The following is a 13,517-nucleotide window of genomic DNA, read 5'->3' as shown; positions in this document are numbered from 1 at the left end:
TTTTTACCAACTAAAATTATGGCAGCACCTAAGCGCAGAACGTCCAAGATGAAGCAGCGTACCCGCCTTGCCGCGCAGGCATGGCGTGCTCCGAAGCTCCGCAAGTGCCAGAATTGCGGCAGCAGTACCCCCGGTCATACCGCCTGCCCCAATTGCGGTACGTACACGACCCGCTCCGGCAAGGAAATCGTGGTGAAGGCGGAAGCGTAAGCTCCGCAGGCGCCGCATTTGCCTTGAAAGTTATCGCCGTACTGCGGCGCTACCATGTAGACCTCTCCAGCCGCTTTTGCTCCGCAAAGCGGCTGAACTTGCTTGAAGCAGGCTTTTTTTTCTGCTAACACATTTCTTCAACAAATACTATGAAGATTGCACTGGATGTGATGGGCGGCGACAATGCGCCCGATATTAACATGGACGGGGCGAAGCGGGCCCTGCAGGATTTCCCTCTCATTGAAAAAATCTATCTTGTGGGGAGGGAAGAGGTGGTGCGCAGCTCCTGTGACCGCTGGGGGCTTTCCGGTCCGCGCGTGGAAATCGTTCCCGCCGCGGAAGTGGTGGAAATGAATGAATCCGGGCTGCTGGCGGTAAGGAAAAAGAAAAACTCTTCCATGTCCGTCTCCGTGGACCTGGTCAAGACCGGGGATGCGGACGCCGTGGTCAGCGCGGGCAACACGGGCGCGGCCGTAGCGGCCGCCACCATCAAGCTCAGGCTGCTCGACGGCGTGGAACGCGCGGGCATCGTGACCCAGCTTCCGAATGAATTCGGAGTCTGCAATGTGACGGACACCGGAGCCAATCCGGACGCCAAGCCCCGTCATCTGGTGGGCTATGCCGTTATGGCCAGTATTCTGGCGCGTTCCGTATACGGCAAGCCGATGCCCAAGGTGGGCGTCATGAGCAATGGCTCCGAGGATGAAAAGGGAACGGACTTTACCAAGGGAACTTTTTGTCTGTTGAAGCATCTGGAGGAGCGCGGCGCGCTCCCTTTTAAATTTGTGGGCAATGTGGAAGGCCATGATCTCTTTGAACATGAAATAGACGTGGCGCTGACGGACGGCTTTACCGGGAACGTCCTGCTGAAAACCTGCGAAGCCACCGCCAAGGCGTTCGGCAAATGGCTGAAGGAGGAACTTCAGGCAAACCCGCTCCGCATGATGGGAGCCGCCTGCGCTTCCGGCGCATTTCGCGCCATGAAGGCGCGCCTCTCTGCAGACTCCGTGGGGGGAAGCCCCCTGCTGGGCGTCCGGGGCGTGACGATCATTGCGCATGGCAGCTCCACCCCCGTCGCTATCCGCAATGCCCTGAGAGTCTCCATGGAAATGGTGCAGCAGGGTGTCAATCCCCTCATTGAAGAGGAGATGGCCAGGCTGGGCACTATTCCGGAGGTTTCCGAAGTGTACCCCAAATAATCAATCATGTTTCATTTTCTGAAAAAACATGCCGCAGCAGCGGCAAAAGAAGGAAAAAAACCGGAAGAGGCGGCCTCCGTGCCCCGCTCCCCCGGTGACCGCCTGGACTCCAGCCTGGCGGTATCCGTGGGCCTGTGCGTGCTGGTCTTCATCGTTCTTCAATGGATGGGCAGTTACAGCCCCCATTGGGGGAAATCCGTCTGGCACCATGTGTCGGAAGCCTTTCTGCTCTTCTCCGTGACGCTGGCGCTGATGCCCATGTACTGGCTCTGCGCCGGTTCCCTGCGCAGGAAAAACAAAACCTTTGTCGTCACGTGGGGGGCCATTCTGGTCCAGCTCCTGTTCTTTGGCCTTATCCGGCATGTGACGGCTGATATTACGTCCGACATCGGCAACGAACTCCTGTACCTGCCCTATATGATGGCACCGCTGATTGTAACGGTGCTGCTGGGGCCGCTGCTGGGCATGTTCGCCACCATCTCCATCTGCATGCTCGGTGGATTCTTCATCCTGCCGGAGCAGTACGTACCGGAAAAGCAGGTCCAATTCTGGATCTTGAGCTCCCTCTCCGGCATGCTCACCGTGCTGCTTACCCATAACCTGCGGAACCGTGCCCAGTTGCTGCGCGCGGGCTTCTTCGTGGGGCTGCTCGTCATGGTATTGTGCTGCATCATGGGCGTCATCAATCTCCAGGCGTGGGACTACAACCTGGTAGGCGTACTGGTATGCCTGGCCGTGGCGTTTGGCGTAAGCATGCTGACCAGCGTGCTGATCAGCGGCGTACTGCCTATTATAGAAGGTGTCTTTAAAATCATTACGCCCATTTCCTGGCTGGAAATGGCGGACATGAACCGCCCGCTGATGAAGAGGCTGCAAATGGAAGCCCCGGGTACCTTCCACCACTGCCTGATGGTCGCCCAGCTGGCGGAAGCGGCGGCGGAAGCCATCGGCGCCAATCCCATTGAATGCCGGGTAGCGGCCTATTACCATGACATCGGCAAAATGCAGAACCCCCTCTACTTCATTGAAAATATCATGGACGGTCCCAACCCCCATGATGAGCTCACGCCCAGCATGAGCGCCCGCATCATCATCGACCACGTTCAGGACGGGGTGGAGCTGGCCAGGGCGAACAACCTTCCGCGTCCTCTGGTGGAGGTTATTGAGCAGCATCACGGCACCTCGCTGGCCTACTTCTTTTACCGGAAGGCCCTTCAATACCGGGATGAAATTCTGAGCCGGGTGGAAAGCGGACTGGCCTCTCCGGATGATGTGCCGGAAGTGGTGGAATCCAACTTCCGCTACAAGGGCCCTAACCCCCAGAGCAAGGAAACGGGCATCGTCAGCCTGGCGGACATCGTGGAAAGCGCCACGCGCTCCATGGGAAAAATCTCCTGTGAGGAAATGCAGAAAAGGGTGGATGAACTCCTGAAGCAGAGGGTGGTGGACGGCCATTTGGACGATTGCGGCCTTACCTTCGGGGATCTCAAGAAAATCCGCAACAGCTTCATCAAGACGCTGAAAAGCATTCACCACAACCGCATTGCGTATCCTTCCCACAATCCGGAGGCAAAAATTGAAAAGCCTGTTCTTCCTGTGGTGACTGCCATGAAGGAAGAGGAAAAAGCGGAGAAAAAGGAAGGGGAAGGCAAAGCTGTTCCGGAAATCATGGAACTGCCCGATGCCGGCCAGCAGGAAAAGCCCGCAGAGGTGGAGCAGAAGGACGGGACGGATACGGAGAAAAATGAAACCGCGTCTTGAACTTTATAATCATCTGGAAGAAGGGTGTCTCAGTCCGTCCGTTGCGGATACCCTGGCCCGTGCCCTGGATGCCTGCCTCCCCGCTGTGCTGGCATTGCCTGAAGGCCCTGTGCCCGTCCTCTCCGGATTGGACGAGGTGGAAATAAGCGTGGTGGACGATGACGTGATCCGGGACGTGCACGCCCGTTTTCTGAATGATCCCACGGTGACGGACGTCATCACCTTCCCGCATGGGGACGGAATGGGAGAAATCATCGTCAGTTATGATACCGCCATCCGGCAGGCGTCGGAATTCAATGAGCCGGTTTTCAGGGAGCTCTTCCGGTACATGGTGCATGGTCTTCTGCACCTGCACGGCTACATAGACACGGAGCCGGAAGAACGGGAACGCATGTTCTCCCGTCAGGAACCGCTGGTGCGGGAATTCGGGACTGCCCTGGCAGGCATCTCTTTCCCGGATAACTGCTGACCCGGCGGCTGAAAGCGCGCTTTTAAAAGATACGGGCTTGCCAAGCCGAGATGAACTCTGTTAATCTTTTTCCGCACCATGCGTCCATAGCTCAGTTGGATAGAGCAACTGCCTTCTAAGCAGTGGGTCACTGGTTCGAATCCAGTTGGACGTGCCATCTTTCGGAACCCCGTATTCTTTTTAAGAAAAACGGGGTTCTTTCATGTGAGGGAAAAGTTTCTTTCATCGGTGGAAGCATGCCTGCAAGAACGGTGGAACGGGGCCGGAAATGGTGCAAATGTGGATGGGCGGCCTGAATAAAGCGGCATTATCCCGTGTGGCTGTCTTGCTCCGTTGTCGGAAGAAATAGCAGTTCCCGTTCTTATCTTGTGCACGGAAAAGGAGGCCTCCTGTTCTTCAATCAATCCTGTTGGGCGATGGAACTGATGGAATGGGGGCCGTAGTTAAAAAATCCTTCTGCCGTCATCACACCGGAAGGGGAGGGAAGGGCCTCCGAATGGGCGCCATACTGGATGGAAAGAAACGGTTCAGACTGGCGGGAATACTGAGGCGTTCCGGAGATGGTCCGCGCACGGGGCTAGTGCATTCAATAGCGCATGTATTCACAGAAAGGGAACCGGGAGGCTGAATATTTTTTATTCTGCCTGCCGGGTGCAAATCTCTGGGGTTCTGATGAAACCGGAAGTTTGGAGCGGATTTGAATATTCATCCTGAACGAGTACATTTACGCACAACTCCAGAATTTTATGCATGCCGTACATGGGAAGGTCGATCTCCGGATGGCGTTCCTGAAACTTGTGGATAATGCTCATTTCCGTCTCTGAAAAAATCACGGGAATGGTATTTGATATTTGAATTTTCCAGGGTTCGCCCTCACTCATCAGCTTGCCGATGAAAAGGGACTGGGTGACGGGAATGCTGCCGCGAAAGGCAAACCAGGTGTGCACGGTGCGGACGGAAACCCGGCATTGTTCCGCCAGCCATTGGCGCGTTTTACCGTGTGTGCGGAGCCATTCCTTGATTTTAAGCTTTTCAGGATTGTTTTCTTTCTCAGAGGAAGAAGCGTTTAAATCCGCATCGGCAGCCAGTTCCGGAATGATTCGGGAAAGTGCTTTTTTCGTATTGGCCGATATTTTGCGAACGCTCATCTGTGCGTAAAACGTCTGGGGCCGGATTCCTATTTCCTCCGCCAATTGGTAGGACTTGCGTTTTTGGCATTGCAGCCATTCCTTGACCATGGTGCGTATATCGTCGTCAGACATGAATTGATGCAGGTTATGTGATGAAAGAAAAAATAGGATGGCAGCGTTTGAAACGCTATTTTCTCTTTCCTTGGAACTGTTCCGGGATAGTGAACCCTGCTTTTAACTTTTGCTCTTGATGCTGGAAAGAGCATCCAAAGCCTCACTGGCCCATTCCGGAACGGTCAAACCGTGGCGTTCCGCTTCATTTCTGAACTTCTCATACTTTTGAGGAGTAACGGGAACATAAATACTGTTCGGGTTCTTGGTCTGCACCAAACGTGCGTGTTTGGCGTACTCCTCTTTCATGATTCTGATGATGAGGCGTTGTCGTGCACGGGGAATAGGAACAGTAGAAAGCCATTTATCAACCTGGCTTTTGCTAACGCCGCAAAGATCGGCGAACTCGTCACGTGTCATCTTCGTAAGGGCAAGAAACTTTCTGATGCTGGACTTCATTTCATCCATGCGCGCATTTTTCGCATTCAGAAAAATCTGGCAAGCCATTTCTGGCATATTTTCTATTTTAGAAAATAATATTGTCTTTGTGTATCCGAAAAGGTAAATCGTTTTTCCTAAATCCAATGAAACTCAAAAAAATGTGAATCCTGGAAGCGCCTGTTTTCTTATTTTAGACGAAAAACTTCATGTTTAATATTCTTCCTTCTTCAAGGTATTTTTACCGCTGTTCCGGAAAAGGAGCGCCCGTTGGGAGGGATACTTTCTGGTTCATCTTCTTCTATTGGCTTGACGAAGCCCGTTCCGGGAGTACCGTGTTATCATGTTAAATTCCTCTTTATTCGCCTTGGGGTGTTCCGCGGTTTTTATGATGTCTGCGGGAATGCCTTTACTGGCTGCCTCTCCTGAAAAAAAAGAAAATAAAACTGCCGCTTCTGCGGATGCTCTTCCCACCCTTTCCCTGGAGGGATTGCCGGAAGTATGGCTGCAGGGAACGCCTGTCAAGGAATGGGAAAAGGACAAGGTATACATCTTTGAATTCTGGGCCACCTGGTGCGGACCGTGCCTGGCCGCCATGCCCCATATGGAACAACTGCATCAGGCATTTAAAGACAACCCGGGCATGCAGATCATAGGAGTCAATGTCATGGACCGGAAATCTCCGGAGGCTCTGAAGGAATTTTTAAAAAATCGGCCGTCTCCCCTTACTTACACAATGGCGGTGGATGTGGATGGAAAGAGAACCAGGGAAAAATGGCTGGCTCCTATGGATGTGAACGGCATTCCGCATGCCTTTGCCGTAAAGAACGGTAAACTCATCTGGCGCGGACATCCCGTAAAACTCTCGGAAGAAATCATGCAGGCCATGTTGAAACCTGATTTTTCCGCCGCTTCCCTTCCGTCGGAAAATTCTGATGCGGGCGCCCGTGAGTGGAAGCGTTATCGGGAAGTCTCGAAAAAGCTGGGCGAGGTGGTCCGGAAAGAAGGAAAACAGGGAGCCATGGCGTTTTTAAAGCAAATCCAGGATTCAAGGGAATTTCAACAGGATCAGATGATTCAACTGAAGATGATCCCGTTCATCGTACTAGCGGAAAAAGGAGAATTCCAGGAAGCACAGTCGGTACTTGACAGCTTGTGCAAGGAATATCCGGACAACTACCGCGTGCAGATCAATGTGGCTGGAACCTTGATGGAAGGAAAATCAGTTCCTGCCGGCAAGATGGATGCCGCTCTGGTGGAGCGGTGCCTGAACCGTTGCATTGAAATCTCAAGGAAAGGCAACAAGGAAGCTTCCCTTCCCTGGCGTCTGATGGGTGAACTCCGGGAGCGGCAGGGCAACATGAAGGAAGCGCTTCGGGATATGGAAAAGGCGCTTTCCCTGACCTCCATCAGCAAGGCGTGGACGAAGCTGCAGCAGCTTTCGGGCAATTCGGAGACGTTCCAATCCCTTGTGGACCAGGTAGCTGAGGAAATTAAGCCGGAGCCTCCTCGGAAAATGCAGGAAATGGGGCCTGTGCAGGAAGACAAGGAATACACGCCCCTTTTCAGCAAGCTGAATTGGTTCAATCATCCCGGGCTGACGGGCTTGCCTTCTGACAAAACCGTATTTATCAGCTTCTGGAGAGGAGCTGCGAGGAACAATGGCATGTGGAGTGATGGAGCTCCGGGGAAAACGCTTGATGTAGTCCTGAAAAAATATGGTCTTCTGGACAATCCCAAGGTGAAGGCTGTGGTATTGGGTGTCATTCCGATGGATCAAAAACAGATGCAGGAATATCTGTCTGGTCCGGAAGGATGGACTGCCTACCCTGTCGGTATTCCGTCGGACCATTCCGTGATGGAACTTTTTGATTCCCTGAAGCTTAATTCGTTCCCTGCCGCCGCCGTCGTTCGTGACGGAACATTGCTGTGGGCAGGGGAAATTAAAAGGATGCCCGCGTGGGTGGCGGAAACGGCCCTCTGGGACTCTTTTGACAAGAACCGGTTTGCTGAGGAGGATGCGAAGCGCAAAGCTCATCAGCAGGCCCTGCAGGCAGTCATCAAAAAATCCTTTGAACTGCGCAAGGAAAAGAAATTTGATGAATACAAAAAACTGATTGAGGAAAACGCCGAGCGATTTGCCGATGACGGATGGTTTGCCTCTACAGTGGCGGAAGTTCAGGCGGGGAAAGCCTGGAAGGAGAAGGACTACCAAAAGGTGGCGGACATCATAGACCAGGTGCTGAAGCGTTTTCCGAAGGAAGACTCCCTGGCTTCTTACCTCCTGAAAATCCTGAATGGGTCGGATGAAATGCGTGGATACAACTATCAAGCGGCCCGGCATGCCCTCCAGATCATGAAAGACTTCAATACGCGGGATGACGGTGGTTATAATGCGGCTTGCTATCAAGTCATGATGGAAATGGCCATGGAGAAAAAAGACTACGCCCAGGCGAAAAAAGACGCTGTGAATGCACTCCGGGAATTACCCCTCATGCACCAGTATGTAGCCATGAAGAAAAAACAGGCGGAAGCTTAAGAATTCTGAAACGTTTAGGCCCCTTTCGTGATGAAAGGGGCCTTTTTTGCGGGAAAAGAGAAAAATGTAATACGTTAAGAATCAGTAATATTTAGAATGCTAAAAAAATCTCACAAAAAACGACTCGAAAAAAATTGACAAGGGAGGTGAAAATGGTAGACTTCTCGGCACGCCAACACGGCGACGGGATGAAAAGCCCGGCGGCAGGAGGGACTCGGAAGAGGGCCTGAATGAAGCCGGGGCCGGCCACCCGGAAGAGCCTCATTAAAGGGGCCGATAAGAAGATTTCAAGGGAATGACTACCGAACCCGCCGAGGGTTTTCCTGAATGCGTCGAGAGACGTGTGAGGGAGAAAAAACCCGAAGGAGCGACCTAGCTCCGAGAGGGGCGGATTGGTAGAAGCAAGGGGAAAGAAAAAAGGTCGTGACGCGCGCCGTGCTTGGCAGAGCGAAGAGGACCTCAAGAGACACAACTTGAGGGAAGAGCTGACTGAAGCATGGCGCAGATGAAATCGAAAGATTCCATTTGGTCCAGCAATTTCAAAAATTATATTTGATGGAGAGTTTGATTCTGGCTCAGAACGAACGCTGGCGGCGTGGATAAGACATGCAAGTCGAACGAGAGAATTGCTAGCTTGCTAATAATTCTCTAGTGGCGCACGGGTGAGTAACACGTGAGTAACCTGCCCCCAAGAGTGGGATAGCCCCGGGAAACTGGGATTAATACCGCATAAAATCGCAAGATTAAAGCAGCAATGCGCTTGGGGATGGGCTCGCGTCCTATTAGTTAGTTGGTGAGGTAACGGCTCACCAAGGCGATGACGGGTAGCCGGTCTGAGAGGATGTCCGGCCACACTGGAACTGAGACACGGTCCAGACACCTACGGGTGGCAGCAGTCGAGAATCATTCACAATGGGGGAAACCCTGATGGTGCGACGCCGCGTGGGGGAATGAAGGTCTTCGGATTGTAAACCCCTGTCATGTGGGAGCAAATTAAAAAGATAGTACCACAAGAGGAAGAGACGGCTAACTCTGTGCCAGCAGCCGCGGTAATACAGAGGTCTCAAGCGTTGTTCGGAATCACTGGGCGTAAAGCGTGCGTAGGCGGTTTCGTAAGTCGTGTGTGAAAGGCGGGGGCTCAACCCCCGGACTGCACATGATACTGCGAGACTAGAGTAATGGAGGGGGAACCGGAATTCTCGGTGTAGCAGTGAAATGCGTAGATATCGAGAGGAACACTCGTGGCGAAGGCGGGTTCCTGGACATTAACTGACGCTGAGGCACGAAGGCCAGGGGAGCGAAAGGGATTAGATACCCCTGTAGTCCTGGCAGTAAACGGTGCACGCTTGGTGTGCGGGGAATCGACCCCCTGCGTGCCGGAGCTAACGCGTTAAGCGTGCCGCCTGGGGAGTACGGTCGCAAGATTAAAACTCAAAGAAATTGACGGGGACCCGCACAAGCGGTGGAGTATGTGGCTTAATTCGATGCAACGCGAAGAACCTTACCTGGGCTTGACATGTAATGAACAACATGTGAAAGCATGCGACTCTTCGGAGGCGTTACACAGGTGCTGCATGGCCGTCGTCAGCTCGTGTCGTGAGATGTTTGGTTAAGTCCAGCAACGAGCGCAACCCCTGTTGCCAGTTACCAGCACGTAAAGGTGGGGACTCTGGCGAGACTGCCCAGATCAACTGGGAGGAAGGTGGGGACGACGTCAGGTCAGTATGGCCCTTATGCCCAGGGCTGCACACGTACTACAATGCCCAGTACAGAGGGGGCCGAAGCCGCGAGGCGGAGGAAATCCTAAAAACTGGGCCCAGTTCGGACTGTAGGCTGCAACCCGCCTACACGAAGCCGGAATCGCTAGTAATGGCGCATCAGCTACGGCGCCGTGAATACGTTCCCGGGTCTTGTACACACCGCCCGTCACATCATGGAAGCCGGTCGCACCCGAAGTATCTGAAGCCAACCGCAAGGAGGCAGGGTCCTAAGGTGAGACTGGTAACTGGGATGAAGTCGTAACAAGGTAGCCGTAGGGGAACCTGCGGCTGGATCACCTCCTTTCTATGGAGAAAGTGCATGAAAAATGCACAGGTCGGATCTCTTCCCGAGGGAAGAGAGAGCGAAACCCGCGAGGGCCCGCAACGAACCAAAGATGTGTAAACAGCCAGTTCGCTTGGAGCGAAACTAGGCACGACGTGCGTGACGACCTTTTTTCAAAAAGAACCGCAACTGGGGGTATAGCTCAGTTGGTAGAGCGCCAGCTTTGCAAGCTGGATGTCCGGGGTTCGAGTCCCCGTGCCTCCACCAGTTTCGGTAAGAAGGCGGCAACGGAGAACGATAAATGGCTATTAACTATTGCCTGTTCACTGTTAACTGCCTCTGCGAGACCCAAAACCGGGCCTGTAGCTCAGTTGGTTAGAGCACGCGCTTGATAAGCGCGGGGTCACAGGTTCAAGTCCTGTCAGGCCCACCAAAAAAATCGATTATTGAGGGAAAGCGAAAATTGACATCTGCGTGGCAAAGAAAACAATTGCTGAGAAGCAATTGCTTTCCAACAAAGTGGGTAGTTGAAAAACAACTACAATACACAATTTAAAACATGCATACCAAGAAATAAGACAATACAGTAAGTCACGAAAGGGCTTTGTGGTATTGTGGAAGTGGTAAAAAACTTTTGCAATATGATGAAGTAAGTAAGGGCGTACGGTGAATGCCTTGGTGCCAACAGGCGAAGAAGGACGCGGCAAGCTGCGAAAATCCTCGGGAAGCTGCAAGCAAGCGATGATCCGGGGGTATCCGAATGGGGTAACCTGATCGAGGCAATACTCGATCGTTCATACCTGAATACATAGGGTATGAAACGCGAAACCCGCTGAAGTGAAACATCTCAGTAAGCGGAGGAAAAGAAAGAGAAATCGATTCCGTAAGTAGTGGCGAGCGAAAGCGGATGGAGCCCAAACCGAAGGTACTCCTTCGGGGTTGTAGGACCACGAGATATTCGACCATACTGGATAGTAGAACAGCCTGGAAAGGCTGGCCGTAGAAGGTGAAAGCCCTGTAGACGAAATCCAGCGTGGGAATTAGTGGGATCCTGAGTAATACATCACACGTGGAACGATGTATGAATCAGCGCGGACCACCGCGCAAGGCTAAATACTAGTTGGCGACCGATAGTGAACAAGTACCGCGAGGGAAAGGTGAAAAGAACCGCTGTGAGCGGAGTGAAATAGAACCTGAAACCGTATGTCTACAAAGTGTCAGAGCAGAGCAATCTGCGATGGCGTGCCTTTTGTTTAATGAGTCTGCGAGTCAGTGTTTGTGGCAAGACTAAGGGCTTCCGGCCCGGAGTCGCAGCGAAAGCAAGTCCGAATAGGGCGAATTAAGTCGCAGGTACTGGACCCGAAGCGGAGGTGACCTACCCTTGGCCAGGTTGAAGCATGGGTAAAACCATGTGGAGGACCGAACAGGTGAACGTTGAAAAGTTCTCTGATGAGCTGAGGGTAGGAGTGAAAGGCTAATCAAACCCCGTGATAGCTGGTTCTCTTCGAAATGCATTTAGGTGCAGCGTCACGTGCTGATGCGCGGGGGTAGAGCACTGACAAGGCTAGGGGGCACACCCGCTTACCAAACCTTATCAAACTCCGAATACCGTGCAATGGAACGTGGCAGTGAGACAGTGGGGGATAAGCTTCATTGTCGAGAGGGAAACAACCCAGACCAGCAGCTAAGGTGCCTAAATAACGCTCAGTGGAAAGGATGTGGGATTACACAGACAGTGAGGATGTTGGCTTAGAAGCAGCCACCATTTAAAAAATGCGTAATAGCTTACTCATCGAGTGATCCTGCGCCGAAAATGATTGGCGATCAAGCGTTATACCGAAGCTCTGGACTTTACCTTACGGTAGAGTGGTAGAAGAGCGTTGCATGCGCGTTGAAGGGTGATGGCGACTGACCCTGGAGCACATGCAAGTGAGTATGCAGACATGAGTAACGTAAAGCCGGGTGAAATCCCCGGCCGCCGTAAACCCGAGGTTTCCAGGGCAACGTGTTTCGTCCCTGGGTTAGCCGGGACCTAAGCCGAGGCCGAGAGGCGTAGGCGATGGATATCAGGTTAATAATCCTGAGCTCGCGACCCTTAAACTGGGGGGACGCATGAGAAAAGATGACTAGGTTATTGAATTCCGAGTTGAGTCCACGGACTCAGCGCATCATTGGATCGAGTGCCAAGAAAAGCCCCAGCGTATGCTAAGCGACCCGTACCGCAAACCGACACAGGTGGGTGGGTAGAATATACCAAGGCGTAAGAGTGAAACCTGGTTAAGGAACTCGGCAAATTAGCCCCGTAACTTCGGAAGAAGGGGTGCCTGCAGCGATGCAGGCCGCAGAGAAATGGCCCAACCGACTGTTTATCAAAAACACAGCACTCTGCAAAGACGCAAGTCGAAGTATAGGGTGTGACACGTGACCAATGCCGAAAGATTAAGGCAAGGGGTTAGCCGCAAGGCGAAGCTCTGAACCCAAGTCCCGGTGAATGTCGGCCGTAACTATAACGGTCCTAAGGTAGCGAAATTCCTTGTCGGGTAAGTTCCGACCTGCACGAATCGTGAAACGAGTTGGGCACTGTCTCAACCAGGCGCTCAGTGAAATTGTAGTGGCGGTGAAGATGCCGCCTACCCGCAGAAGGACGGAAAGACCCTATAGACCTTAACTGTAAGCTGTCATTGTTTCTTCGGTTTTAATGCTCAGAGTAAGTGGGAGACGCTGAAGACGCCCTTTAGGGGGCGTCGGAGTCATCAATGAGACACCACCCTTTGAAACTGGAGGATCTAACCCTGAGCCGTGAATCCGGCCAGAGGACCGTGTCAGCCGGTCAGTTTTACTGGGGCGGTATCCTCCCAAAGAGTAACGGAGGAGCGCGAAGGTGGGCTCAGCCCGGTTGGCAACCGGGTGTCGAGTGCATGGGCATAAGCCCGCCTAACTGTGAGACCAACAAGTCGAGCAGATGCGAAAGCAGGCCCAAGTGATCCGGCGGTAGAAAGTGGAATTGCCGTCGCTCAACGGATAAAAGGTACCTTAGGGATAACAGGCTGATCACGCCCAAGAGTTCATATCGACGGCGTGGTTTGGCACCTCGATGTCGGCTCGTCGCATCCTGGGGCTGGAGAAGGTCCCAAGGGTCCGGCTGTTCGCCGGTTAAAGCGGCACGCGAGCTGGGTTCAGAACGTCGCGAGACAGTTCGGTCCTCTATCCTCTGTGGGCGTTGGAAAATTGAGGGGTTCAGACCTTAGTACGAGAGGACCGGGTCTGACGCACCACTGGTGCATCGGTTGTACTGTCAAGTGCATGGCCGAGTAGCTAAGTGCGGACGGGATAAGCGCTGAAAGCATCTAAGCGCCAAGCCCATCCCAAGATGAGTTTTCCCTATAGGTTCGTGGAAGACCACCACGTTGATAGGTCGCAGGTGTAAGTGCAGCAATGTATTGAGCCAAGCGATACTAATCACCAATAGACTTCATCATATTACATCACTCCCGTTCGTGAATAACAACTTGCTGTTGTCTTGTTCATTGGATGTATGTTTAAAAGTAACACCACCAGCCACGCAGATGTCAGTTTACGCTGATTCCTTCCCCTCGTAACGAGAGGAAATCTTCTTA

General features: G+C 52.8%; 7 protein-coding genes, 3 tRNA genes and 2 rRNA genes. 10 read left to right on the top strand and 2 right to left on the bottom strand.

What is annotated here, in order from left to right; genetic code table 11:
• The first annotated feature begins 18 nt into the window (after positions 1-18).
• The 5 genes from rpmF (at position 19) to J5W70_RS01440 (ending at position 3,796) form a co-directional block, all read left to right on the top strand.
• The gene (gene rpmF, locus J5W70_RS01460; protein WP_012419324.1) at positions 19-210 is read left to right on the top strand and encodes a 50S ribosomal protein L32; all 192 of its coding nucleotides are present in this window, start codon (positions 19-21) and stop codon (positions 208-210) included.
• A gap of 149 nt (positions 211-359) precedes the next feature.
• The gene (gene plsX / locus J5W70_RS01455; protein ID WP_022397822.1) at positions 360-1,409 is read left to right on the top strand and encodes a phosphate acyltransferase PlsX; all 1,050 of its coding nucleotides are present in this window, start codon (positions 360-362) and stop codon (positions 1,407-1,409) included.
• Between the two features lie 6 nt (positions 1,410-1,415).
• Complete coding sequence (locus J5W70_RS01450; protein WP_022397823.1) at positions 1,416-3,170, top strand: HD family phosphohydrolase; 1,755 nt, start codon at positions 1,416-1,418, stop codon at positions 3,168-3,170.
• Complete coding sequence (gene ybeY, locus J5W70_RS01445) at positions 3,154-3,639, top strand: rRNA maturation RNase YbeY (protein ID WP_022397824.1); 486 nt, start codon at positions 3,154-3,156, stop codon at positions 3,637-3,639. The genes J5W70_RS01450 and ybeY overlap by 17 nt, the downstream gene beginning before the upstream one ends.
• 80 nt (positions 3,640-3,719) lie before the next feature.
• A tRNA-Arg gene (locus tag J5W70_RS01440) sits at positions 3,720-3,796 on the top strand.
• A 478-nt stretch (positions 3,797-4,274) separates the two neighbouring features.
• On the opposite strand, the gene J5W70_RS01435 is transcribed toward J5W70_RS01440, so the two are convergent.
• Both J5W70_RS01435 and J5W70_RS01430 read right to left on the bottom strand, forming a co-directional pair.
• On the bottom strand, positions 4,275-4,901 hold the full coding sequence (locus tag J5W70_RS01435; RefSeq protein ID WP_022395911.1) for a hypothetical protein: 627 nt from the start codon (positions 4,899-4,901) through the stop codon (positions 4,275-4,277).
• Positions 4,902-5,003: 102 nt separating this feature from the next.
• Positions 5,004-5,396 carry a helix-turn-helix domain-containing protein gene (locus tag J5W70_RS01430; protein WP_022395910.1) on the bottom strand — a complete coding sequence of 131 codons (393 nt, stop codon included), beginning with the start codon at positions 5,394-5,396 and terminating at the stop codon, positions 5,004-5,006.
• Between the two features lie 325 nt (positions 5,397-5,721).
• Between J5W70_RS01430 and J5W70_RS01425 the strand changes: the two genes are divergently transcribed.
• From J5W70_RS01425 to J5W70_RS01405, 5 genes are all read left to right on the top strand, one after another.
• The gene (locus J5W70_RS01425; RefSeq protein WP_180973693.1) at positions 5,722-7,857 is read left to right on the top strand and encodes a TlpA disulfide reductase family protein; all 2,136 of its coding nucleotides are present in this window, start codon (positions 5,722-5,724) and stop codon (positions 7,855-7,857) included.
• 552 nt (positions 7,858-8,409) lie between these two features.
• A 16S ribosomal RNA gene (locus tag J5W70_RS01420) occupies positions 8,410-9,921 on the top strand.
• Between the two features lie 170 nt (positions 9,922-10,091).
• Positions 10,092-10,167: transfer RNA gene (locus tag J5W70_RS01415), tRNA-Ala, on the top strand.
• A gap of 89 nt (positions 10,168-10,256) precedes the next feature.
• A tRNA-Ile gene (locus J5W70_RS01410) sits at positions 10,257-10,333 on the top strand.
• 210 nt (positions 10,334-10,543) lie between these two features.
• Positions 10,544-13,379 (top strand): 23S ribosomal RNA (locus tag J5W70_RS01405).
• The 16S and 23S rRNA genes sit together here with 2 tRNA genes alongside, the layout of an rRNA operon.
• The last annotated feature ends 138 nt before the right edge of the window (positions 13,380-13,517 follow it).

Source organism: Akkermansia massiliensis, from assembly GCF_018847375.1.
Taxonomy (GTDB): domain Bacteria; phylum Verrucomicrobiota; class Verrucomicrobiia; order Verrucomicrobiales; family Akkermansiaceae; genus Akkermansia; species Akkermansia massiliensis.
Note: the sequence above shows the minus strand (reverse complement) of the source record. Positions and strands in the feature narration are given on the sequence as shown.